The sequence below is a fragment of the Chitinophaga sp. YR573 genome, assembly GCF_900110995.1.
GTDB lineage: Bacteria > Bacteroidota > Bacteroidia > Chitinophagales > Chitinophagaceae > Chitinophaga.
The window spans coordinates 124,633-147,651 of the sequence record NZ_FOJF01000003.1; the positions used below are offsets into that span (position 1 = coordinate 124,633).

At 43.1% G+C, this 23,019-nt stretch carries 23 protein-coding genes; 10 read left to right on the top strand and 13 right to left on the bottom strand.

Annotated elements, in window-relative coordinates; all coding sequences use genetic code 11:
* Nucleotides 1–51: 51 nt before the first annotated feature.
* From BMW86_RS26960 to BMW86_RS26975, 4 genes are read left to right on the top strand one after another with little or no spacing between them, the layout of a single operon-like run.
* A complete protein-coding gene (locus BMW86_RS26960; protein WP_089786050.1) occupies nt 52–495 on the top strand; it encodes a 3-hydroxyacyl-ACP dehydratase FabZ family protein in 444 nt (147 codons plus the stop codon).
* Complete coding sequence (locus tag BMW86_RS26965; RefSeq protein ID WP_089786052.1) at nt 488–1,756, top strand: beta-ketoacyl-[acyl-carrier-protein] synthase family protein; 1,269 nt, start codon at nt 488–490, stop codon at nt 1,754–1,756. Before BMW86_RS26960 ends, BMW86_RS26965 begins: the two co-directional genes overlap by 8 nt.
* A complete protein-coding gene (locus BMW86_RS26970; protein ID WP_089786054.1) occupies nt 1,757–2,011 on the top strand; it encodes an acyl carrier protein in 255 nt (84 codons plus the stop codon).
* Nucleotides 2,012–2,030: 19 nt separating this feature from the next.
* Nucleotides 2,031–2,531, top strand: a complete 501-nt coding sequence (locus tag BMW86_RS26975; RefSeq protein WP_089786056.1) for a 4'-phosphopantetheinyl transferase family protein — start codon at nt 2,031–2,033, stop codon at nt 2,529–2,531.
* On the opposite strand, the gene BMW86_RS26980 is transcribed toward BMW86_RS26975, so the two are convergent.
* The 3 genes from BMW86_RS26980 to BMW86_RS26990 all read right to left on the bottom strand — a co-directional run bounded on the left by BMW86_RS26980 (nt 2,492) and on the right by BMW86_RS26990 (nt 6,973).
* Nucleotides 2,492–3,124 carry an HAD-IA family hydrolase gene (locus BMW86_RS26980; protein ID WP_089786058.1) on the bottom strand — a complete coding sequence of 211 codons (633 nt, stop codon included), beginning with the start codon at nt 3,122–3,124 and terminating at the stop codon, nt 2,492–2,494. The genes BMW86_RS26975 and BMW86_RS26980 overlap by 40 nt on opposite strands.
* Before the next feature lie 3 nt (nt 3,125–3,127).
* Nucleotides 3,128–4,255, bottom strand: a complete 1,128-nt coding sequence (locus BMW86_RS26985; protein ID WP_089786060.1) for an MFS transporter — start codon at nt 4,253–4,255, stop codon at nt 3,128–3,130.
* Nucleotides 4,256–4,531: 276 nt separating this feature from the next.
* Nucleotides 4,532–6,973: a hypothetical protein gene (locus BMW86_RS26990; RefSeq protein WP_089786062.1), complete on the bottom strand. Its 2,442-nt coding sequence runs from the start codon at nt 6,971–6,973 to the stop codon at nt 4,532–4,534.
* A 152-nt stretch (nt 6,974–7,125) separates the two neighbouring features.
* Between BMW86_RS26990 and BMW86_RS26995 the strand changes: the two genes are divergently transcribed.
* Entirely contained in the window at nt 7,126–7,707 is a 582-nt protein-coding gene (locus tag BMW86_RS26995) for a Crp/Fnr family transcriptional regulator (RefSeq protein ID WP_089786063.1), read from the top strand.
* Here BMW86_RS26995 and BMW86_RS27000 read toward each other — a convergent pair.
* The 6 genes from BMW86_RS27000 to BMW86_RS27025 are packed head-to-tail and all read right to left on the bottom strand — an operon-like array spanning nt 7,704 to nt 11,144.
* A complete protein-coding gene (locus BMW86_RS27000) occupies nt 7,704–8,318 on the bottom strand; it encodes an alpha/beta hydrolase (protein WP_089788152.1) in 615 nt (204 codons plus the stop codon). The two genes, BMW86_RS26995 and BMW86_RS27000, sit on opposite strands and share 4 nt — an antisense overlap.
* 5 nt (nt 8,319–8,323) lie before the next feature.
* Nucleotides 8,324–8,626 carry a GNAT family N-acetyltransferase gene (locus BMW86_RS27005; protein ID WP_089788154.1) on the bottom strand — a complete coding sequence of 101 codons (303 nt, stop codon included), beginning with the start codon at nt 8,624–8,626 and terminating at the stop codon, nt 8,324–8,326.
* Between the two features lie 4 nt (nt 8,627–8,630).
* The gene (locus BMW86_RS27010) at nt 8,631–9,491 is read right to left on the bottom strand and encodes a pirin family protein (RefSeq protein ID WP_089786066.1); all 861 of its coding nucleotides are present in this window, start codon (nt 9,489–9,491) and stop codon (nt 8,631–8,633) included.
* Complete coding sequence (locus BMW86_RS27015) at nt 9,488–9,817, bottom strand: hypothetical protein (protein WP_089786068.1); 330 nt, start codon at nt 9,815–9,817, stop codon at nt 9,488–9,490. The genes BMW86_RS27010 and BMW86_RS27015 overlap by 4 nt, the downstream gene beginning before the upstream one ends.
* Before the next feature lie 5 nt (nt 9,818–9,822).
* Nucleotides 9,823–10,398, bottom strand: coding sequence for a nitroreductase family protein (locus BMW86_RS27020; protein ID WP_089786070.1), 576 nt, complete (start codon nt 10,396–10,398; stop codon nt 9,823–9,825).
* Nucleotides 10,399–10,427: 29 nt separating this feature from the next.
* Nucleotides 10,428–11,144: a pirin family protein gene (locus tag BMW86_RS27025; protein ID WP_089786072.1), complete on the bottom strand. Its 717-nt coding sequence runs from the start codon at nt 11,142–11,144 to the stop codon at nt 10,428–10,430.
* A 130-nt stretch (nt 11,145–11,274) separates the two neighbouring features.
* Here BMW86_RS27025 and BMW86_RS27030 point away from each other — a divergent pair, with 130 nt between their 5' ends.
* Complete coding sequence (locus BMW86_RS27030) at nt 11,275–11,889, top strand: DUF4760 domain-containing protein (RefSeq protein ID WP_089786074.1); 615 nt, start codon at nt 11,275–11,277, stop codon at nt 11,887–11,889.
* A 168-nt stretch (nt 11,890–12,057) separates the two neighbouring features.
* Here BMW86_RS27030 and BMW86_RS27035 read toward each other — a convergent pair whose 3' ends face one another.
* The 4 genes from BMW86_RS27035 to BMW86_RS27050 are packed head-to-tail and all read right to left on the bottom strand — an operon-like array spanning nt 12,058 to nt 15,644.
* Nucleotides 12,058–12,672, bottom strand: a complete 615-nt coding sequence (locus BMW86_RS27035) for a class I SAM-dependent methyltransferase (protein WP_089786076.1) — start codon at nt 12,670–12,672, stop codon at nt 12,058–12,060.
* A complete protein-coding gene (locus BMW86_RS27040; RefSeq protein WP_089786079.1) occupies nt 12,672–14,210 on the bottom strand; it encodes a DHA2 family efflux MFS transporter permease subunit in 1,539 nt (512 codons plus the stop codon). The genes BMW86_RS27035 and BMW86_RS27040 overlap by 1 nt, the downstream gene beginning before the upstream one ends.
* A gap of 56 nt (nt 14,211–14,266) precedes the next feature.
* Entirely contained in the window at nt 14,267–15,007 is a 741-nt protein-coding gene (locus tag BMW86_RS27045) for an SDR family oxidoreductase (protein ID WP_089786081.1), read from the bottom strand.
* 52 nt (nt 15,008–15,059) lie between these two features.
* Entirely contained in the window at nt 15,060–15,644 is a 585-nt protein-coding gene (locus BMW86_RS27050; protein WP_089786083.1) for a TetR/AcrR family transcriptional regulator, read from the bottom strand.
* Between the two features lie 201 nt (nt 15,645–15,845).
* Between BMW86_RS27050 and BMW86_RS27055 the strand changes: the two genes are divergently transcribed.
* The 4 genes from BMW86_RS27055 to BMW86_RS27070 all read left to right on the top strand — a co-directional run bounded on the left by BMW86_RS27055 (nt 15,846) and on the right by BMW86_RS27070 (nt 23,015).
* On the top strand, nt 15,846–18,242 hold the full coding sequence (locus tag BMW86_RS27055; RefSeq protein WP_089786085.1) for an ABC transporter permease: 2,397 nt from the start codon (nt 15,846–15,848) through the stop codon (nt 18,240–18,242).
* Between the two features lie 191 nt (nt 18,243–18,433).
* Nucleotides 18,434–18,727, top strand: a complete 294-nt coding sequence (locus BMW86_RS27060) for a DUF6660 family protein (RefSeq protein WP_089786087.1) — start codon at nt 18,434–18,436, stop codon at nt 18,725–18,727.
* A 45-nt stretch (nt 18,728–18,772) separates the two neighbouring features.
* Nucleotides 18,773–21,898, top strand: coding sequence for an efflux RND transporter permease subunit (locus tag BMW86_RS27065; RefSeq protein WP_089786089.1), 3,126 nt, complete (start codon nt 18,773–18,775; stop codon nt 21,896–21,898).
* Complete coding sequence (locus BMW86_RS27070; RefSeq protein ID WP_089786091.1) at nt 21,876–23,015, top strand: efflux RND transporter periplasmic adaptor subunit; 1,140 nt, start codon at nt 21,876–21,878, stop codon at nt 23,013–23,015. Before BMW86_RS27065 ends, BMW86_RS27070 begins: the two co-directional genes overlap by 23 nt.
* The last annotated feature ends 4 nt before the right edge of the window (nt 23,016–23,019 follow it).

Here is a 23,019-nt window from a genome sequence, read left to right on the forward strand (position 1 = left end):
ATTTAAATACCTATTATTTTTGCTAAAGGAGCATCACATATCAGCTTATACATGACTATAGAAGAAATTTTGCAATGCTTGCCCTATGGACCCGATTTTCTGTTTGTAGACGGACTGGATTATATCGATCAGAACAGTGTCAGAGGTCATTATACTTTTAATGCAGAAATGGATTGTTATAAAGGGCATTTTAAAAAATACCCGGTTACGCCAGGCGTGCTGCTTACAGAAACAATGGCACAGATAGGACTGGTTTGCCTGGGTATCTATATCACGGCTGATATGGAATCCTGCAGAGGAAGATCGTTTGCACTCACTTCCTCAGAAGTAGCGTTCAGATTGCCTGTTTTCCCGGGAGAAAAAGTAACGGTCATTTCCGAAAAAGTGTATTTCCGTTTTGGTAAACTGAAGTGTAAAGTAAAACTGCAGAACAAAGAAGGAAAAGAGGTATGTAGCGGTACTATTTCCGGTATGATTCTCAAAACCGATGCGTAAACGGGTTGTCATAACAGGATTAGGTGTAGCTGCTCCCAACGGGGTAGGCATCCCTGCATTCAGAACTGCTATCAAGACCGGCCTCTCCGGCATCCGTCATGATCCTCAACTCGAAACCTTACAGTTCTCCTGTCAGATCAATGGCAAACCCGATGTCCCTGAAAGCCTGCAACTGGCTTACTTAGACCCATTAGAACTACGCAACTTCAATAGCAACGGTATCCTCTACGGTCTCATCGCCGGTATAGACGCCTGGAAAGATGCCCAACTGCCCATCAGTTCCGGTGAACCCGACTGGGACAGTGGTACTATCTTTGGCGCCGGTTCCGCCGGTGTAGATAAACTGCGGGAGGCCATCTATAAAGTAGATGACCTGCAGGTACGCCGTCTGGGCAGCACCGTAGTACCACAGACCATGGCCAGCGGTATCAGCGCCTGGCTGGGTGGAAAGCTGGGACTGGGTAACCAGGTCACTACCAACTCATCTGCCTGTATCACCGGCGCAGAAAGCCTGCTGATGGCGTATGAACGCATCGTATCCGGACGGGCAACACGTATGCTTGCCGGTAGTACCAGCGATAGCGGACCTTATATTTGGGGCGGCTTCGATGCCCTCAAAGTATGCACCTTCAAACACAACGATAATCCTGCTGCGGGCTCACGCCCGATGAGTGCTACTGCCAGTGGCTTCGTACCGGGCAGCGGTGCCGGTGCCCTGCTTTTGGAATCGCTGGACAGTGCCCTGGAAAGGGGAGTACCTATCTATGCAGAAGTGCTGGGTGGCCATGTCAATTCCGGTGGGCAACGCGGAGATGGTAGCATGACAGCGCCTAACAGCATGGCTGTGCAACGCTGCATTACCGGGGCTTTACACCATGCCGGTGTTAGCGCCCAGGAAATTGATGCTATCAATGGTCACCTTACTGCCACCGGTAAAGATGCGCTGGAAATAGAAAACTGGAGTGTGGCACTGGGCCGTAAGGGAAAAGATTTCCCTTATATCAATGCGTTGAAATCTATGATTGGTCATTGCCTCAGTGCTTCGGGAAGTATAGAACTGGTAGCGGCAGTGTTACAGTTAAAAGAAGACTTCCTGTTTCCAAATATCAATTGTGAAGACCTTCATCCTGCTATCAGCGCCATTGTTGACGAAGAAAAAATACCGATGCAGTTGCTGTATAAAGAATTAAATTTGATCGCCAAAGCCAGTTTTGGATTTGGGGATGTCAATGCCTGTATAATTTTAAAGAAATATAAATAGATGAATAAAGAAACGTTGATCGCTGCAATCAAGGATATCGTAAAGCCTTATACGAAAGATGAAGAGGCACTGAATAACCTCAGCGAAAACACTGACTTTGTAACAGACCTTAAGATCAATTCTGCTAACCTTGTAGATATCATTCTGGATGTAGAAGAGAAATTCAATATTGTTATTGATAATGATTCCATGGAACGTATGCTTACTGTAAAAGCGGCCATGGAGATCATCGAAACAAAACTCGCCGGGCAATGATTATAAAACTCTTCATACAGTGATAGGGAATGATATAGTAGATCTTGATCTTGCTGCACAGGAGAGCCACTGGCAACGCCCCGGTTATCTGGATAAAATCTTTACTACTCAGGAGCAATCAATGATTGCAAATGCTGAAAATTCCACGTTAATGGTATGGCTCCTCTGGAGCCGCAAAGAAGCCGTTTACAAGATCATCAACAGGTTATCTCGTATAAGAACTTACGCCCCTCTTAAATATCAATGTTCAGAAGAAAACTTCGTTACTTACGAAGGCACATTATACCCTTTTAAAACTTATCAGACAGGTAACTGTATTCATACCATCGCAGTAGAAAGATCTGAGTTATTTGATACCCTGGAAGTCTATACAGGGCAAAGGGAACAATGGAACATCAGCAAAGATGAATACGGGATTCCTTTTTTAGAAGGCAAACCTGTATCTGTTAGTCATCATGGGCGTTATGCAGCCATGATAGTTTATAATGATAACAATCCTGGTAACTCACTCATATCATAAAAAACTTTTGCTCCCTCTTTCTCCAGCTCTTTCCCATTAAAAGGTTTCGCATAACCATAAGGAGTAAACCCACCTCTCACTGCTGCTGTAATCCCCGCCTTACTATCTTCCACCACTGCACAAACAGAAGGATCAAATCCCATCTTCTCCGCCGCATACAGGAATACCCCCGGATCTGGTTTCCAGCTGCCAATATCATATCCACTAAAAATCCTGTTCTCAAAATAAGGAATCAGACCAGTCACAGTAAGATTCAGTTTTATCTTCTCCACCGGCCCGCTGGATGCCACACAAAAAGGAATCTTCAACCCTTCAAGCACTGCTTTTACTCCCGGTACGGCCTTCATCTCTTTCTTAAATATCTCATAAGTCCTGGCCCGGAAATCCTGCTCCAGAGTCTCCGGAAAAGGGCGGCTGGCACGTTGCTGTAAAGCTTTGATAGCCTCTTTCAGCCTGATCCCGCTAAACTCTTCAACAGCCTCTGTAAGGTCCATACTCACTCCAAATTCGGCCGTCATCTCCAGTAACACCCTGTTGTTGATCACCTCACTATCTACCAATACACCATCACAATCGAAAATGATACATTCCATATATTAAGCTTCTTCTTTAACATGTCTTATCAGCCAGCTAATCACTAAGCCCAGGCAGGCCACAGTGGCAAATGCCCAGCGTAATCCCGCTGCTTCAGCTAAAAACCCTACCACAGGTGGTACTATTAAAAAACCAAGATACCCCACTGTAGATACCGCCGCTATAGCTGATCCGCTGCTCATATTTTTAGACCTGCCTGCCATACTGAATACCAGTGGTACCACGCAGGATGTACCTAAGCCTATCATCATAAATCCTATCCCCGCAGGAATGGGAAAAGGCATTGCTGCTGCCAGCAGCATCCCACACAATATAAGCAGGCCGCTGAATTTTATAATAACAGGAATCCCCAATCTGTTAACAAGTATATCACCGCTGAACCTTCCGCCGGCCATAGCGATCATAAAGGCCACATATCCCACGGTTGAGATAGCATGTACCGCTTTCTGGAAATAGATCCCGCTCCAGTCGTACATAGTACCCTCACAGGCCATCACCGCAAAAGAGATGAAACCGAACTTTAACAGGTGTTTATCCGGTAATATCAGGCGTTTGCCACCGCCTCCGGTAGAAGGAGGCTGATGTAAGGTGGTAGGGAAGAAGAAAAGTCCTAAAATGATCATGGAAGTACCTGCAAAAAGCAGGTGCCAGTAGGTAGGGAATTGCATGTACACCATGAGTAACCCAAGTAAAGCTCCGGCAAAACCAGCCAGGCTCCACACCCCATGAAAAGTAGTAATGATAGACCTGGGGAAGAGCGCCTGCACACCCACAGACTGTGCATTCATAGAGATATTCATCAGGTTGCGGGAGGATCCGAAGCAAAACAACACGATCACCAGTTGCCAGCTCTTAGTCACAAATCCCAGCAGGCATAACATCAGGTTAAATATCATGGCGCCCAGCATCATAATATTACGACTACTAAACTTCCTTAAAAGCATACCGGTAACTGGCAGGGTAAGAATCAGCCCCAGCGGTAAGGCAAACAGGACAAACCCCAGTTGCGCCTCATTGAGCTCTAATTTCCGCTGGATATCAGGAATCCTCGAAGCCCAGGAAGAATATCCAAACCCGGAAATAAAGAAGAATAATGTAATCGCTATTCGTGCCGCCCTCGGAGAATCCATATAATTGTACGCTGATCCGCCGGTAAAGGTAGAAATATTAAAAACAAAAGAGGAAGGAGTGAACTAAAAGCCAGAATTTATAACAAAACACAATAGGCTCCGGTAGGAGCCCCGTGTTTGTAGAAAACAGATTAAACAACAAAACACAGACTCCGTAGGAGTCCCCTTCTATTAGTTATTTAGAAGGGGACTCCTACGGAGTCAATTAAAGAGATATAGATATTGCTACAAACACGGGGCTCCTACCGGAGCCTGTTGAATGGAGCTTTTTAATCCTTAAAAAGTATCTTCTACACGTCCCACGCGACCATCTTCTGCAATCCCTTCTACAATCACCCTGAAATGCCTGGTGAAGTCATTATTATAAAAAGCGATCTTTGCCGTATGAGAAGCAGAATCCACATTCACACTTGGATTCCAGTAAAGTGTCAGTCGTTTATCTGCCAGCGCATGTACTTCTTTCCTTACAGAATAATCCGGTGAGTAAAACTCTTTCAGTATACTATATCCACCTTTCTTATACAGCTCAAAGCCCTTCACTGCCGGATCATTACTATCTCCGCCTTTCTTGGTATAAATGGCAATCGCTCCACCGGCGCCACCGCCAAAACCTCCCATAAAAGGAGGACGGAATACCTTGATCAACGCAATGTCATTGATATTCAGACTGCTGATCATATCCTTCTGTGTCGGCATCTCATTCAGGTACAAAGTGGGCGTACCACCTCTCCAGGATAAGGTCGGGTTATTATAATCCCCGGTTATCTGCAAACCAGCTACTCTCGACTGTAAATACTGAAACACGTTAAAGGAAGTAGGCGCTTCTTTAGTCAGGTCAAATGAATACCCATCACCACCGGCAAACATACCCGAAGCATATTTCTTATCAATCGTCTCTTCAGGAGCAACACGTCTTTCCTTGATATTCACTTCTTTCAGCATGATCGTTCTGTTACTGATAGCCCTGTTTACCCGGTTACTTTCATTCGCCGCATTCAGGAAGTTGGTCAGCACGCTTTTATCTAAAGGAGCCGGAACCCGGAAAGGGTAGGGAGACTTAAGCGCTACATAGTTATCAAAGAAATGAGAATTGAATTTTACGTTTACCGCTTTCGATTTGTCTTTGTCACTGCCTTTATAATATATATCCAGTGTATCCATGAACTGTAAATTATCTACAGTAAATTCTCCCATCTGGTTGGTAGTAGCAGAGGTAAAGGCAGTAGTACTATCCAGCGGATGTTTCAGGATCATAGAAATCTTTCCGTTGTTCAGCGGAACACGACCTTCCACATAGGCAGTACCCTTTATAGCAATCCCCTGTTCATAAGGGAAGCGGATCTGAGGTAAATCATTATTGATGATCTTTTCCCAGCTGAACCTTCTCCATCCATTGGTCATCATCACCAGGTCCAGTGCATCTGTTGCCAGTTTAGACGTATCTGAGAAATACCAGGCCGGATTATAAATATATCCTTTCAGGTCTGAAGTGAGCAGGAGATTGGAGTAGATATTATTCTCATCAGGATCTTCCATCACCAGGTCTGCATCCGTAACAGAAATAGATAAACTCGTTTTTAAAGTATCCGGTATTTCTATCTCAATCTTATTCTTGGATCTTTCATCCGTATTGATATAAGGATTTTTCAGATTGATCACCAGCTGATCATTCTTCTTTACAAATACCAGTCGTTCAGACAACGGTTTCCCATCAGCGCTGAATAATGTCAGCTGTAAAATGCCGCTTGGGATGCTGGCTGTAGGAATAAAGCCGCTGATTCTGCCGTCAGAGACTTTCAGAGAGGCCCTGTACACAAGCTGTTGCTGCATCTGAGCCACTAAGAATAAGCGGTCATAGGTCGTATCTTCTATATTTGCAGGTGAAGCCTGGTAGAAAATGCGTGTGCCCCTGTTGTATACTTTCAGACCGGCCCCGGTATTTTTAGCCACAGGCAGTATCACATCCTTCTCCTGGCCATTCGCGCTCTTCACTGCTGCATGGTAAGTTTCCCCGGCAATTGCTGTCAGTTCGAAAGAACCCATACCATCGTGTAGCGTCTGTACGGTGGCAATGGTTTTGCCCTTATTATTCTGGATATTTCCGCTTACCGCAATAGGATAGCCATTCTGATCGACCGCCTTAAAGGCTACCTGTGTAGGTATATTTTCCAGCAGGTCACCACCTTCGGGGAAGAACTGCACGGCAAAATCGCGGGGCAGCACACTATCCTTAGTGGTAGAAGGGGTACGGTTCCTGGCATCAAATACTTCGATGTTCCTGTAGTACAGGAAAGCAGGGTCGAAGTTCAGCATCCAGGCGGTATATGCCCTGATCTGGTACTGACCAGGTTTCTGATTTTCAGGTAGTTCGATATCGCCTGCAGCGCCGGCGCCACCTGCCATAATACGTTTCTTCATGATAATGGCCCCGCTTTTGTCCAGCAGTTCCACGTAAAGGTTACTGGCGCCAAGAGAGGGCAGGCCCTGTACCATGATATATGCTTTGAACCAGATCGTTTCGCCGGAAGCGTAATAATCTTTGTCAAGGTGCAGGTATACTTTTTCCTGTGGGAAGCGTTTGCCGAATAAATCCAGAGCATTGGTCACCTTATCGGGCCATTCTGTAGGAAGATAAGCAGCACTGGTTAATACTCCCAGCAGAATGACTGGTAAGATCCACTTTAAACGGGATAACTTTTTAACTCGTGAAGATTCCATGCGGAATTATTATTTAGTACAAAATTATGTCAAAATATATGCTAAGATAGAATAAGCAGATGATTTATACAGGAGTGGTAGCTCATAGATACGCTTCATTTGCTTATTATTGTAGTTAAATCGGATATTTTAAGACAATTTTAAGACAACTTATGTTCGAAAGGATAGACCAGTTTGTAGCGAGGGACATACAACTTACACCAGAAGAACTGGAAGTATTCCACTCCCTGCTGCAATATAAAAAGGTGAAAAAGAAAAGTTTCCTGCTGAAGGAAGGGGAGGTCTGTGACTTTGAGGCTTATATATTAAAAGGGTGTATCCGTACGTATTACGTCAACAAAGAAGGGGTAGAAACAATATTGTTATTTGCCGTGGAAGACTGGTGGGTAAGTGATTTGTCCAGTTTCTCAGAAAGAAAACCTTCCATACAGTTCATCGAAACACTGGAAGATTGTGAACTGTTGATGATCAACTACGAAGATAAAGCGAAGCTTTTTGAAGAGGTGCCGAAGTTCGAAAGGTTGTTCAGGCATATGGTACAACGCTCTCTGGGCGTGCTGCAGCAACGTTTCTATGCCAATGTCTCCCAGACGGCAGAAGAGAGATACCTGGCATTTATAGAGAAGTACCCGCATATTGTGCAGCGGGTGCCTCAGCATCAGATTGCCAGGTATATCGGGGTATCTCCTGAATTCTTAAGTAAAGTGAAAAGTTCGATGTATAAAAAGCTTTAGAAGATCAGCTTCGTCGCTTGTTCAATCTCATCCTGACTTACAGTATGTCCCATATTCGGATATACCTTCACTGTTACAGCTGCATGCATCTGCTGTAATACTTTCTCACTGGCCAGTACTCTGTCCACCGGAACATGAGGATCAGGATTACTGGTCCCGATAAATATAGGCGTACCGCCAAAATCTCCTGTATAATTCTCCGGATAAATCTTATCACCAATCAACCCACCTGTAAACGCTACCGCTCCACCATATTTAGTCGCATTCCTGGTCACAAATTCCAGCGTTAAACAGGCTCCCTGGGAAAAGCCGAGGAAGTATATATTTTCAGGTAAGATACCCTGTGCAACAACATCTGCTGTAATCTCTTTTATCACAGATAAAGCGGATGATAAATAAGGCTCATTCTGAGCCGGAGGCGCCATAAAAGAGTAAGGATACCAGGTACCACCAGACGCCTGTGGCGCTATCAGCGCAAAATCTTTTACCGGCAGGTAATTCGCCAGGGAAAGAATATCTTCTGCACTGGCACCACGTCCATGAATCATGATCATCACTTTGGATGCTTCACTGATCTTCTTTCCTGCTGTAACAACTTTCTTCGTATGCATATTATTTATTCTCCTGTTTGTTTCTGCCATATATCGGCATATGTATCCGGATGTTTTTTGAACTGTGCATGTACATAAGCACATAACGGTATCACCATCAGGTGATGTTCGCGGGCATATGCCACCATAGCATCCAGCAATTTCACGGCAAGGCCGTGACCTTCTGCCTGTGGCATAATTTCCGTATGATAAACCGTCAGGTTTTTATCATTCACGCCAATCACCATTTCTCCCACCTGTTCGCCATTCTGCATCAGGTAAAAAGCCCCGTGATTTTTCTGATTTAATCTTAATACTACTTCTTCCATAAAATTAATCTGCAAGTGTACCAAAAATACCATTCTTATAATCTGCCATCGCCTGATCAATCTCCTCTTTTGTATTCATTACGAAATTATCTTTCGCAGCCACCGGTTCATCTATCACCTGAGCAGAAAGGAACAATATCTGACTATCCTCATTCGCTGCCACAGAGAACATGGTGCCCTCTCTTTTAAATACAATCAGGTTATGTTCCGCTACAGGAGTGATCTCATCAATTGTTACTCTTCCATGCACAACATACAACAGCGTCCAGTAATCTTCTGTCACTTCAAACTCCACTTCTTTACCATTGGCAATCTCACCCACAGCGCTGATCACAGGTGTAAATGAGATATTCACTGGTCCGCTTTTCCCGTCAAAAGATCCACTCACCAGTCTTATATTCACCCCTTCCTGTTCCAGTATTAAAGGCATTTCTGCCTTATGTACAAACTGATACCGGGGATCATCCCACTTATGTGCAGCAGGCACGTTCACCCATAACTGTAACAGTTCAGTTTTTCCACCTTCTATGTGTAATTTCTCAGAAGGCCCTTCACTATGTAAGATCCCTTTTCCGGCGAACATCCATTGTGCATCTCCTGCATTAATGATCTGATCATTCCCTGTGCTGTCTTTATGATGTGCCTGACCCTGCAACTGGAACGTAACCGGTGCAAATCCACGATGTGGATGTGGCATGATCCGGTTATCCGAACCCGGCGCAATAGTATCCGGTCCGCCATGATGCAATACTATGAACGGGTTGGCAAACCTGAAATCCGCATGAGGGAGGGGCTGTAATACCTTCTCTGTTGGAGTGATATGCTTTTCCTTTCCTGCAAGGATATGAGCAATATTCTTTTTCATGAGGCCAATTGAATATTTTCCTGGTCTAATACAAATTTGATTTCGTTGTTCAGCAACCCGCTGCCACCACCATAATGCCGTCTTACAATAACTGCCGGATTAAGCGCCAGCAGTTGTTCCTTTAAATGTACTTCTTCTTCCGGTGTTACACCAGCACACAATAATACAATGTGGAAAGAAGTTTTGGCAAAAGCTGCCAGCACTTCTTCCTCTGTGTTTGCTGTTACACCATACCATCCGGCAGGAGCATTCAGCAGCCTGTTCATGACCAGCATGATTTCCGGATTACGGCCCAGCGCCAGTATGTTCAATTGATCGATCTGCATATTCTTTAGTCTAACAAAGTGGTAAATTCACCCAGCGACTTACGGCTGCGTGGCGCCAGCTCTCTTGATTTATACGGCTCTTCCAGTTTCTCTGCTCCATCCAGGTAACCCAGTGCTATGATACAAACCGGCTCTTCAGTCTCGGGCAGCGACAGTTTTTCTGAGATCTGCTGTTTGCTGAATCCTGCCATCACATGACTGTAAATATCCATGCTCGATGCCTGTAGTAATATAAAGGAATTAGCCATCCCTATATCATGCAGGTAATAAGCGTTCTTCTGTTGAGTATCCGGTAATTCCCTGATACCAATCCCTGCTATCAGTACTGCTGCATTTTTAGCCCATGGCTGATTACCCGGAGCCAGTGTAGACAGCAGTTTCTCAAATCCTTCTGTTCCCTTATGAGCATAGACGTAACGCCATGGCTGGGAGTTGTTAGCGCTGGCAGCCCATGAACCGGCTTCCAGTATTGTTTGTATATCCTTTTCTGATATCGCCTTTTCTGCAAAAGAGCGGGCGCTCCAGCGGTGCTTAATCAAATCTATTACCTGGTGTTTCGTATGAGCAAACTTAATCGACATAAATAGTATAGTTTTTATAATGTTTTTTATTAAAGCATTGGTACATCCATGATCAGCAATTCGGCATTGTCATCGGTAGCTACAATACTAATATTCTCCGCACCACTAACGCCTATACCATCCCTTGTAGCTACAGCCTGCCCATCTATTGTAAATGAGCCACTTAATACAAATACATACACACCGTTACCTTCTTTTTTTACCTTGTAATCAACCTCTTTTCCCTTATCAAACAGCCCCATATTAAACCATGCATCCTGGTAAATCCAGGTCCCGGCATCATCTTTATCAGGCGAAATGATCTGTTGCAGTTGATTCTTCTTATCCTTAATGTCCAGCGATATCTGGTCATACCTGGGCGTCACATTCAACTGATTGGGAAACAGCCATATCTGTAAAAAAGACACGGGTCTGTCCTTATTGGCATTATACTCACTATGGAACACCCCGGTACCGGTACTCATCACCTGTACATCTCCCTGCCGGATGATCTCGGTATTCCCCAGATTATCCTTATGCTCCAGATCCCCTTCCAGCGGAATGCTTATAATCTCCATATTATCATGCGGATGGGCATCAAAACCTCTTCCACCGGCTACCTTATCATCGTTAAACACCCGCAGGGCGCCGAATTGCATCCTCTCCGGGTTATAGTAATTGGCAAAACTGAAGGTATGATGACTACTCAACCATCCATGATCCGCATGTCCCCTTGTATCTGCCTTATGTAAAATGTAACTTGCCATATCTGCTTTGTTTGTTACAACAAATATCGTATAAAACAGTGAGTAAAACCATTAACATAGCTTAAGAAATAAAATTTGTCCATTCTGGATAATAGAAATTTCTTATTTTAGATTTATAATATCCATTGTCATGTTACTCAATATATCTGTGAATAATGCAGCCCTTAGAGCTGTATTAGTATTTCTCGCTTTTCTTTTATTATTATCTCTTGCTTTTTATCTACACATGGAAGAACCTGATCTGAAAAAATCAGAGATCATTAAAATCATGAACAGTGGTTTAGTGATCATAGGGATCATGTATTCGATTCTCACTTACGAATTTAACCAGGTGAAAACACGTAATGATATTCGCATCAGTAAATGTTCAGCAACTTATAAAATCATGGGAGAATGGTATACTTCTCCTATGATAGAGTATGTGAAAATTTGTAAAGAATTTGAAAATAGATATGAGTATCAGTTATTGAAAGATGACATTGTGATTTTCACTAGAATAGTAGAGAACAATATCAATTATGAATTCAGGAAATCAATATTCTGCATTCTGAATTATTTCGAAGTAATAGCAGTGGGCATTAACGAGGATTTGATGGATGAACAATTTGTAAGAAAATATTTCAGGAAAATATTTTTTGATTTTTATGATACCTATTTTTCCTTCATTGAGCAAAGAAGAAAAATAAAAAATGATCATGAAATATGGAAAGAGTTTACTAATTTAGTAAACAAATGGAAGAATTAGTTAACCAATAAAAACCAACAATTATGTTAGCAATTAAAGGAGGAGGCATTATTAAAGTCGCAGATACTATTCCTGGCGCAGACACTATTCCAGGCGCAGGTACTATCTAGGCCAAAACAAAAATTAACAAATAAAAAAGAGAAGCACCTGCTTCTCTTTTTTATTAAACTATACTTCTTTTCTATACACCGCGGAATATATAAACCGGCCATAATGAAATTTCTCAAAGATTTTCTGATATTGATAACGGCTGAAAAGGTCATCCATATCATTCAGTTTCCCGGCTTCTATTCTTGCAAACACCTTAAAGAAGAGGTACATTGTTTTCAGCATGATCTGCTGCCATAACTGTTTAGGATCATCAATAAAATCTGCAAATAACCAGTTACCACCGGTTTTCAGAGAAGCATGTAGTTTATCAAAAATAGCAGCAGCATTAGTTGCAGAGAAGTTATCAAAGAGGAAAGGAGTGAGGATGATATCATATTGATGAGAGGGAGTAAAATCTTCAATAGATTGATGTATAAATTCAACATTGTTATGTTGAATTCTTTTCTTAGAAAGCTCCAGCATGCTTTCAGAGATCTCTACATAAGTGATTTCAAGACCTGCAGGCTGGAACTTTTCAAGTATCCAGCCTGTCCCTCCACCTACAATCAATACGCTGGTATTGGGTTTTATATAGGATAAAAGACATACCTGCGCATTGATAATAGAACGCCGGAAGATTGTCCTGCTAAGGAAATCATAATACCTGGCTATTGTATCGTAGTTATTTTTCATTAATGATCCGACAAGGCCACCTGTACCGGTTTACCTTTTCTCCTCGAAGCTAATAAAAGAATAGGTAACGAAATAAGGAAAACAAGTCCTATCAGCAGATAAGCATCATCAAAGCTCATCAGACTGGATTGTTTGGTTACATTCAGATCCATCAATCTCAAGGCCCGTGCTTTAGCTTCCAGTAATCCGGCACCTTTACTGATAAATAAGTTGGTATAGTCAGCCAGCCTTTTCACGGCCAGCGGATTATCCGTAGTAATATTGGCTACAAGGTCAGAACGATGTACAGCATTCCGTTGTGTAAGGTAAGTATTCACAATTGCCAGTCCGAATGAACCGCCCAGCTGTCGCATCATATTATTCAGCGCAGCCCCCTGCGGAATATCCTTCGGTTCCAGTGAAGAGACGGCCAGCGAAGCCAGTGGCACTGTAATGACTGCCAGTCCTATCGCTCTCCATATCAGTGATACCGTGATATCCGTTGCATTGGCATCCAGGCTCAATCTCGACATTTGCCAGCTAAACAGCATAAACAGCAGCATCCCGGTGGTGATCATAACTACGGGAGAAATGCCACGTTGTAGTAATTTAGCTGAGATCATCAGTCCGCCAATGGCCAGCAATGCCCCTGGTAGCAATAGTAACCCGGTTTGTGTAGGCGTGAAGTTAAGCAGCCGTTGTGAAAATACCGGCGTGAGGAATACGGAGCTGAACAACCCTATGCCGGAGACAAAGGTAAGTATAGCCGCCACACTCAGGTTTTTACTTCTCAACACCCTTAAATTGACGACAGGTGTTTTTGTTCTTAATTCCCACCAGATAAACAGCAATAATCCAAAGAAAGCCATCACGGAAAGAACAACGATATAATTAGCATCAAACCAGTCATCCACTTCACCTCTTTCTAATACTGTCTGCAGAGAACCTACCCCGATAGCCAGTAAAAATATCCCCAGCCAGTCTACTTTTCCGGCTGTTTGTTTAATCAATGGTTCATGTAATAATGAATAACATATAGCTGCCGCAGTGATACCGATAGGGATGTTGATATAAAATATCCAGGGCCATGAATAGAATTCAGTGATATAACCACCTAAAGTAGGGCCAATTGTAGGACCAATGAACACACCTATACCGAACAACGCACTGGCCACATTTATTTTCTCTTTAGGGAACAGTTCATACACAATTGCCTGTGATACGGACAGTAAAGCACCGCCGCCTATACCCTGTAAGAAACGGAAAGCGATCAGCATCCAGATATTGCTGGCTTGTCCGCACATGAAAGAGAAGAAGGTAAAGGCGATGATAGAGCCGATATAATAATTACGTCTTCCCAGTTTGGTAGCCAGGAAACCGGTGATAGGGATGATGATCACATTGGCGATAGCGTAGGAAGTGATGACCCAGGAAGTATCTTCCAGGGTAGCTCCAAGATTACCGCTCATATGCGATAGCGCCACATTAACGATAGAGGTATCTATCAGTTCCATTACTGCAGCAGCAATAACGGTAACCAGCAATATTGTTCTGTTCATGGTTGAAACTTAAAAGACTCTTATTATACCAATCGGTATAATAAGAGTCAAATTTTTTATCTGTTTGCGTTCATACCCTGCAGCGCATCGGCAGGAGAGGAGAGGTAGAATTTGTAGAAGTCTTCTGTACCAGCTACACGGATTTCGTAGTTATCAGTTTGTAGTGCCTGCAGCAGTTCATCTGCCACAACTTTAGGAGGGATACCATTTTCACCACCTATTTCAGCAGAGAAAGTTGTGTTTACAAGAGGAGGCATTAATTCGAATACTTTCACATTGCTTTTTTCCTGTGTTAGTCTGAGCGCCTGTGTATAAGAGTGTAGCGCAGCTTTGCTGGCACTGTAACCGGGAATATTAATACCAGGAGCAAACGCTACTATAGAGGATACGTTAACGATCGCTGCTTCTGTTTGTTTCTTCAACAGCGGTAATAATTTTTCATTCAGATCTATGATAGCGAAAAGATTCGTCTGCATTTCTTCTTTTGCTTTCTTAGCAGCATTTACACCTTCTTCCAGTTTATATGTGTATGCATTACCTGCATTATTGATCACTACATTCAGCTTTGGAAACTGCGTGTTTAGTGTCTGTACCAGTTTATCAAGGTCCTGTTCATTGGCCACATCAGAAACGATAGGTGTTACATTTTTTAATTGCGCAGCAGCCTTTTCCAGTCTTTCTGCATTTCTGCCGGTGATGATCACATGATTACCCTGTTCAGATAAAGATTTAGCTATTTCAAAGCCAATACCAAGGCTACCGCCAGTAATAAGAACGGTATTGTTTGTTGTTTTCATTTTGTTTGTTTTTTTATTATACCGATCGGTATAATTATAATTAAAAAAAGAGTTATAGATCGAGGATCATTTTTTCTACTGATTGTAACACCAGTTTCCTGTAGTTCAGTTTACCGGTTGCCTGTACCAGCATGATAGCACCTTCTATGGTAGCTATTAGCGTCAGCGCCCACTGATCAGGGTTTGCCGGCATTTTGAATTCTTTATTCTCTGCGCCTTCTTTCAGAAAATCTGTCACTTTATTTTTCCATTTGGTAACCGCCTCGCCTACTTTTTCTCTCAGCAGCGGATGTGTATCATCTGCTTCAGTAGATGTATTCAGCAACGGGCATCCTCCTTTTGGGAAGGGCAGTTTCATGAAGTTCTCATACACATATATGTACGCCAGCAATTTACCTTTGATGGTCTTCTCTTTGTCCATCTCCTGGTTAATAATAGCGACCACTTTCTTAAAATTATAATCAAATGATGCTAATGCTACTTCATCTTTATTGGCGAAGTTTCCATAGATGCTCCCCTTGGTTAAGCCGGTAGCCTCGGTCATATCTGTTAAAGAAGTTCCCGCATACCCTTTGGTATTAAAAATGGGAGCGGTCTTCTCCACAATGTATTGCCTGGTTTTTTCTGCTTTACTCATATCAATCACTTAAGACGATGTAAAATTATACCAATTGGTATAATTTGCAAAATATTATTTTGGATAATGTTCAATTACGGACAGTTTCCGTACCAAAGCCGGACATTATTCTACAAAATAAATATCTTTACTGATTGATTATCAATATTATATCAAAGTGGCCCTTTTTTAGCTCTCTGCCCATTAAATAAATTATCCGCTATGTTCCGGAACTATTTAAAAACAGCTTTTCGTAATCTGATCAGGAATAAATTATTCTCCGGATTAAATATCATTGGGCTGGCTACAGGGATGGCCTGTAGTATTCTCATTTTTTTATGGGTACAGGACGAGCGGAGTTATGACCAGTTCAATACGAACGCTAATCATATCTATCGCATTACATCACACGTGTCGGATCTGGATATGGCGATCACGCCCATTCCAATGAGTATAACAGCGAAGAAGGAGATTCCGGCTGTTAAAATGGCCACAACTATTTCTCCCTTAAAAAGTACTATTATCATCGATCATAAGAAGTTTGACGATAAGAATATCTTTTACGCAGATTCGAACTTTCTCAGAATGTTCAATTACCCGGTTGTTAAAGGAGACCCAGCTACCCTACTTACCGGTCCAGATGAAATAGTAATCACAGAAAGTGCAGCTAAGAAATATTTTGGAAGTATTGGAAATGCAATGGGGAAAGTGATTCGTTTAGAGAATAATGCCGGAGGTGCGCCTTTGACTTTAACAGTGAATGCTATCCTGAAAGATATTCCACATAACTCACACCTGCAGTTCGACATGCTGCTGCCCAAACAACAGTATGATAAGAAGAGGAACCCCACCGAGATATGGGGGAATTTTGATGTATACAGTTACCTGTGGATAGATGAACACGCAGATGGAAATCCTGTGGCCATCGCATCCCTGGAAAAGCAGGTAAATAGTATGCATGACCGCAATGATAATTTTCATATAAAAAGTACGTATAATTTGCAGGCCCTTCCCGATATTCATCTGCATCCCGGTTTATTTATGGATGTTGCGGGTGGAGGAAATAAGCAGTATGTGACTATTTTTTCATTGGTAGCCATATTTATTCTGTTGATTGCCTGTATTAACTTCATGAATTTGTCTACAGCTATTTCAGGCCAGCGGGCAAAGGAAGTAGGACTGCGTAAAACAGTGGGAGCGCAACGTTTTCAATTGATACTCCAGTTTTTAAGCGAGTCATTATTATTGTCACTTGTTTCCCTGGTGATCAGTATTGGCCTGGTGATATTATTGCTGCCTTTGTTTAATACACTTGCTGCAAAATCCATTTCTATCAACCTGTTAAGTATAAAAAATATAGGATTGCTTTTAGCCATTGCAGTAACAGTGGGAGTGATATCAGGAAGTTATCCCGCTCTTTTCCTGTCTTCTTTTAACCCGGTAAAGGTGTTAAAAGGAGTAAAGTATTTACATGGACGTACCAATTATTTCCGCAACGGGCTGGTAGTATTGCAGTTCTCTATTTCAGTGATTTTAATCATCAGTACGCTTGTAGTATATAACCAGCTGCAGTACATCCGTCACCGTGATATCGGGTTTAATAAGGATAACCTGTTGTATACCAAGGTTCCTGATGCGGGTGATTTCGGTGCAAATTTCAGAGCCCTGAAAACGAAATTGAGTGAACAATCCCAGATCACTGATTATACACTGATCAGTCATTTGCCCACAGATCTGCAGACTGGTCAGAAGGTAACCTGGCCGGGTATGAATCAGGAAACTTTACTGATTGCTCCGGAGATCTGGGTAGATGAAAACTTTGTTCGTGTATTTGGAATGAAACTGCTGGCCGGGAGATTTTTTCGGAAAGATGATATAGCAGATAGTAAGAATTATGTAGTGAACGAAACATCGCTGAAGAAATTTAATATGGATATTGTTACTGCAGTTGGTAAAAAGATAACAGTAGATGAGCAGGAAGGAGAGATTATCGGTGTTGTGAAAGATTTTAATTTCAGACCTATACAACAGAGCATCGAACCGCTTATCCTTAGAACTTATGATGGTTATGCCAACGGTACCGCCGGCTTCATTGTTGTAAAGACCAGGGCCGCAGGTATTGAGCGCAGCATGAGTGATGTCAGAAACATATTGCAACCTATATTTCCCGACTTCCCCTTTTTACAGGGTTTTATTGATGATGACCTGAACCGCTTATATATCGCAGAACAACGCATGGGTAAACTGTTTAACGTATTTTCTGTACTGTCTGTTATTATTTCCTGCCTGGGATTATTTGGCCTTGCCACTTTCGCTACCCAAAAACGCATTAAGGAGATTGGTGTGCGGAAAGTACTGGGCGCCAGTGCCACCGGCATTGTGGCTATGCTCTCAAAAGATTTCATCAAACTGGTAGCGGTGGCCCTGACCATCGCTTTTCCAGTTTCCTGGCTGATCATGAACAAATGGCTGGACAATTTCGCTTACCGTATTTCTATCAGTTGGTGGATGTTCCTCTTTGCTGGTGTAATTGCCATACTGATCGCGTCCCTTTCTGTTAGTTACCAGTCTGTAAAAGCGGCGTTGTCTAATCCGGTGAAGAGTTTGAGGTCGGAGTAATAAGCTCATTAAAAGCTTCGGAACACTCCCGGAAGATACATCTGTTCCGTTTATCCTCCGTAATTAACGGAAGATAAGCGGAACAGATGTATCTTCCGAAGCCTTTCAGAGAGTCTTAAGGCATAATATTCATCAACGTTGCAATCTTTTATCCCCTTATAAAGTACAGAATATTTTATATTTGACCCGGTTTGAAGATACTTACACTCATATTATCCATTTATGTACTGCTGATGGCAGTTATTCCCTGCTGCGCTTTCGATAAGTGTACAGAAGACCAGGAAATGAGTGCCGGAAGTCATAAAGAACCACAAGGGAGCTGTTCTCCTTTTTACAGCTGCCATAGCTGCTCCGTTCCGGTAATCCTCGAAAAGCCATTACAGATGGCTGCCGTTGAAAGTACAAACGAACCACATTACGCGGCTTACCAACCTTCTACCCTCCAAAGCTTTAGCTTTTCCTGCTGGAACCCTCCACGGGCCTGATCTCAATATCACAGGAATCATCTATTATTAAATTAAATCAGTTGCATGCTCGATAAGATCATCAGCTATTCCATACGGAATAAGCTGGTCATAGCATTGTTTACACTGGTGCTGATCGTATGGGGAATCTCCAGTTTAAGAGGATTGCCCATCGATGCCGTACCAGATATTACAAATAACCAGGTACAGATCATTACTACCGCGCCTTCACAGGCCGCACAGGATATTGAAAGACTGGTGACTTTCCCGGTAGAACAGTCAGTGGCTACTATCCCGGAGATTACAGAAGTACGTTCTTTTTCACGCTTTGGCCTTAGCGTGGTCACTGTGGTGTTTGAAGATAAAACAGATGTTTACTGGGCCAGACAACAGGTAAGTGAACGCCTGGCATCAATAAGGGAACAGATTCCGGCAGGAGTGGGGAACCCTGAACTGGCTCCGCTTACTACCGGACTGGGGGAGATTTACCAATACGTAATACACACCAAACCCGGCTATGAAAAGAAATACTCTGCCATGGACCTGCGCACTATACAGGACTGGATCGTGCGCAGACAGTTACTGGGCGTACCCGGAGTAGCAGATGTAAGCAGTTTGGGTGGATACCTCAAACAATACGAAATATCCCTGGACCCGGAGAAACTCCGTAGTATGAACCTGGGCATCAGCGACGTATTTATCGCCCTGGAGAAAAACAACCAGAATACAGGCGGAGCTTATATAGATAAAAGACCGAATGCTTATTTCATCAGAAGCGAAGGGTTGATCAGTAACCTGGATGATATCAGTAATATCGTAGTCAAAAATAATAACAATGGTATTCCGGTACTGATTGCCAATATAGGAAAAGTGAGCTTCGGACATGCCATCCGTTATGGAGCTATGACGCGGAATACCGAAGGCGAAAGGGTAGGAGCTATTGTGATGATGCTGAAAGGGGCGAATTCCTCTGCCGTCATTGCTGATGTAAAAAAACGCATCACACAGATAGAAAAGACACTACCCGAAGGAGTACTGATAGAACCCTTCCTGGATCGTACCAAACTGGTGAACAATGCCATTGAGACAGTCACCCGTAACCTTGCAGAAGGAGCATTGATTGTCATCTTCGTACTGGTATTGTTGCTGGGCAACTTCCGGGCAGGGCTGATAGTCGCTTCCGTGATCCCGCTGGCAATGTTGTTTGCCGTTTGTATGATGCGGCTGTTTAACGTATCCGGGAACCTGATGAGCCTGGGCGCTATAGATTTCGGGTTGATAGTAGATGGAGCGGTGATTATTGTGGAAGCAACGATGCATCACCTGGGACTACGTAACACCGGTAACAAACTTACCCAGAAAGAAATGGATGAGGAGGTGTATCAGTCGGCCAGTCGTATCCGTACTTCCGCAGCCTTTGGAGAAATTATCATATTAATCGTTTATCTCCCCATTTTAGCCCTCGCAGGCATAGAAGGCAAAATGTTCCGTCCAATGGCGCAAACGGTCGCATTTGCGATTGCAGGGGCCTTTATTTTATCGCTTACCTATGTGCCAATGGTAAGCGCCCTGTTTTTAGATAAAAACATCTCTGCCAAACGTACCTTCTCCGATAAGATCATGGACTTCTTTTACCGGGTATATAACCCGCTGATCCGCTTTGCACTGCGTTTCAAAAAGAGTATCGTGATATCGGCCATGCTGTTACTGGGCCTTAGCCTGTTACTATTCAACAGGCTGGGCGCAGAATTCATCCCTTCCTTAGACGAAGGTGATTTTGCAGTAGAAATGCGTGTATTAAAAGGCAGCAGTATGTCTGAAACAATTGCTGCCGCAGATAAAGCCGCAGGCATTATCTTAAAAAACTTTCCCAACGAAGTGAAAGAAGTGGTAGGCAAAATCGGAAGTGGGGAAATTCCCACAGATCCGATGCCGGTAGAAGCCTGCGATCTAATCGTGGTGCTGAAAAACAAAGCTACTGCTACGCCTGAACTGGCAGAAAGGATGTCCGCAGCCCTGGAAGAAATACCCGGTGTTACTTTCGGCTTCCAGCAACCGATACAGATGCGTTTCAACGAACTGATGACCGGTGCCCGTCAGGACGTAGTGATAAAGATTTACGGTGAAGACCTGGATTTACTGGCTGCCTACGCTCAGAAAGTAGGGGCAGTTGCAGGAAAGATCAAAGGAGCAAAAGACCTCTACGTAGAACAGGTAACCGGACTGCCACAGATCGTCATCAACTACAAACGGGATTTAATAGCCCGCTTCGGACTAAACATCGAAGACATCAACGATGTCATCAACACCGCATTTGCAGGTAAAAGCGCCGGCATTGTATACGAAGGCGAAAAACGCTTCGACCTTGTAGTACGACTGGATAAAGAAAACCGCCAGTACCTGGATGATGTAAAAGGACTATACATCACTGCTCCCAATGGTGTACAGGTACCCATCACCGAACTGGCAGACATAGAACTGAAAGTAGGACCTAACCAGATACAGAGAGACGATGCCAAACGCCGCATTACTGTCGGCTTCAATGTCCGTGGCCGCGACGTGGAAAGTATCGTCAGAGAACTACAGAAAAAAATAGGAGAAAAGGTAAAAATGTCGCCGGGGTATTACATCACCTACGGAGGAACTTTTGAAAACCTGCAACAGGCAAGGACACGTTTAAAAGTAGCCGTTCCGGCAGCACTATTACTCATCTTCGTGTTACTCTATTTTACATTCGGTTCTATCAAACAGGGCCTACTCATCTACACAGCTATCCCGCTTTCTGCCATCGGCGGTATCATCGCGTTATGGCTGAGAGATATGCCTTTCAGTATCTCCGCAGCTGTAGGGTTCATCGCATTATTTGGTGTAGCTGTACTAAATGGTATCGTATTAATAGCGGAATTCAACCGCCTGAAAAAAGAAGGACTTACCAGTCTGAAAGAGATTGTGTTACAGGGAACACGTACCCGCTTACGCCCTGTAATCATGACAGCCACTGTAGCCTCCCTGGGATTCCTGCCAATGGCCTTGTCGCACGGCAGTGGGGCAGAGGTCCAGAAGCCGCTGGCTACTGTAGTCATCGGTGGATTGATCACTGCCACCATCCTTACTTTACTGGTATTGCCCTGTCTTTATGTGTTATCTGAAATGATTAAACCAAGAAAAAATGAAACGTCTCATATACAGTAGTTTATTTTTTATTATTACCGCCTGTGGGAGTAAAATACCCAAAGCAGAAACTCCTCATGAAGAAGGAGCATCCTCTGTCGTTGAATTAACATCCGCTCAATATACCAATGCCGGTATAACTACCGGTAAAATAGAATTAAAGCAGATCAGCAGTAATATCAAAGCCAACGGAAAACTGGATGTACCTCCGCAAAGCCTGATTACCATTGCAGCTCCTTTTGGGGCATTTATAAAAAACACAGAGCTGTTACAAGGCTCTCTGATAAAAAAAGGCGAGGTTGTTGCTACACTACAACATCCGGACCTGATCCAGCTGCAACAGGATTACCTGGAAAATAAGAGTCAGGAAGAATACCTGCAAGCGGATTATGAACGGGAAACAACGCTGGCAAAAGAAAATGTGAACGCAAAAAAAGTATTAGAGCAATCAAAGGCAAACTATTTCTCTTTAATGGCAAAGATCAATGGACTTAAAGAAAAATTAAAACTCCTGAATATTGATCTGAAAGCATTGGAAGCAGGAAAAATACAGAGCACTATTTCTCTGTATAGCCCAATTACAGGCTATGTTACAGAAGTAAATACCAATGTAGGTGCTTTCGTAAACCCCAGTGACAAGTTGTTTGAAATCGTAAATACAGAACATCTGCACGCTGAATTAACCGTCTTTGAAAGAGACCTGCCCAAACTGAAAGAAGGGCAACGGGTGCGATTCACATTGGCGAATGAAAGCAAACAGCGTACAGCAAAAGTACACCTGATAGGCCGGCAGATCAGTGATGAACGCACGGTACAGGTACATTGCCACCTGGATAATGAAGATAAACAACTACTGCCAGGCATGTATCTGACAGCCTGGATAGAAACAGGCAATGCTATGGTAGATGCCTTGCCAGATGAAGCCATTGTACAGTTTGATGACAAGCCTTACATCTTTATTGAGAAAGGACAATATCAGTATGAAATGATAGCTGTAGAAAAAGGTAGCAGTGAACTGGGGTTCACAGAAATTATGTTGCCGCAGGGCTTTGATAAATTAAATACAAAGGTTGTTTTGAAAGGCGCTTATGCCTTATATTCGAAAATGAAAAATAGTGAAGAAGAGGAAGAACATTAAACTA

Coding starts and splice junctions, on each gene's coding strand:
- BMW86_RS26960 (WP_089786050.1), top strand. CDS start 52: ATGACTATAGAAGAAATTTTGCAATGCTTGCCCTATGGACCCGATTTT.
- BMW86_RS26965 (WP_089786052.1), top strand. CDS start 488: ATGCGTAAACGGGTTGTCATAACAGGATTAGGTGTAGCTGCTCCCAAC.
- BMW86_RS26970 (WP_089786054.1), top strand. CDS start 1,757: ATGAATAAAGAAACGTTGATCGCTGCAATCAAGGATATCGTAAAGCCT.
- BMW86_RS26980 (WP_089786058.1), bottom strand. CDS start 3,124: ATGGAATGTATCATTTTCGATTGTGATGGTGTATTGGTAGATAGTGAG.
- BMW86_RS26985 (WP_089786060.1), bottom strand. CDS start 4,255: ATGGATTCTCCGAGGGCGGCACGAATAGCGATTACATTATTCTTCTTT.
- BMW86_RS26990 (WP_089786062.1), bottom strand. CDS start 6,973: ATGGAATCTTCACGAGTTAAAAAGTTATCCCGTTTAAAGTGGATCTTA.
- BMW86_RS26995 (WP_089786063.1), top strand. CDS start 7,126: ATGTTCGAAAGGATAGACCAGTTTGTAGCGAGGGACATACAACTTACA.
- BMW86_RS27000 (WP_089788152.1), bottom strand. CDS start 8,318: ATGCATACGAAGAAAGTTGTTACAGCAGGAAAGAAGATCAGTGAAGCA.
- BMW86_RS27005 (WP_089788154.1), bottom strand. CDS start 8,626: ATGGAAGAAGTAGTATTAAGATTAAATCAGAAAAATCACGGGGCTTTT.
- BMW86_RS27010 (WP_089786066.1), bottom strand. CDS start 9,491: ATGAAAAAGAATATTGCTCATATCCTTGCAGGAAAGGAAAAGCATATC.
- BMW86_RS27015 (WP_089786068.1), bottom strand. CDS start 9,817: ATGCAGATCGATCAATTGAACATACTGGCGCTGGGCCGTAATCCGGAA.
- BMW86_RS27020 (WP_089786070.1), bottom strand. CDS start 10,398: ATGTCGATTAAGTTTGCTCATACGAAACACCAGGTAATAGATTTGATT.
- BMW86_RS27025 (WP_089786072.1), bottom strand. CDS start 11,144: ATGGCAAGTTACATTTTACATAAGGCAGATACAAGGGGACATGCGGAT.
- BMW86_RS27030 (WP_089786074.1), top strand. CDS start 11,275: ATGTTACTCAATATATCTGTGAATAATGCAGCCCTTAGAGCTGTATTA.
- BMW86_RS27035 (WP_089786076.1), bottom strand. CDS start 12,672: ATGAAAAATAACTACGATACAATAGCCAGGTATTATGATTTCCTTAGC.
- BMW86_RS27040 (WP_089786079.1), bottom strand. CDS start 14,210: ATGAACAGAACAATATTGCTGGTTACCGTTATTGCTGCTGCAGTAATG.
- BMW86_RS27045 (WP_089786081.1), bottom strand. CDS start 15,007: ATGAAAACAACAAACAATACCGTTCTTATTACTGGCGGTAGCCTTGGT.
- BMW86_RS27050 (WP_089786083.1), bottom strand. CDS start 15,644: ATGAGTAAAGCAGAAAAAACCAGGCAATACATTGTGGAGAAGACCGCT.
- BMW86_RS27055 (WP_089786085.1), top strand. CDS start 15,846: ATGTTCCGGAACTATTTAAAAACAGCTTTTCGTAATCTGATCAGGAAT.
- BMW86_RS27065 (WP_089786089.1), top strand. CDS start 18,773: ATGCTCGATAAGATCATCAGCTATTCCATACGGAATAAGCTGGTCATA.
- BMW86_RS27070 (WP_089786091.1), top strand. CDS start 21,876: ATGAAACGTCTCATATACAGTAGTTTATTTTTTATTATTACCGCCTGT.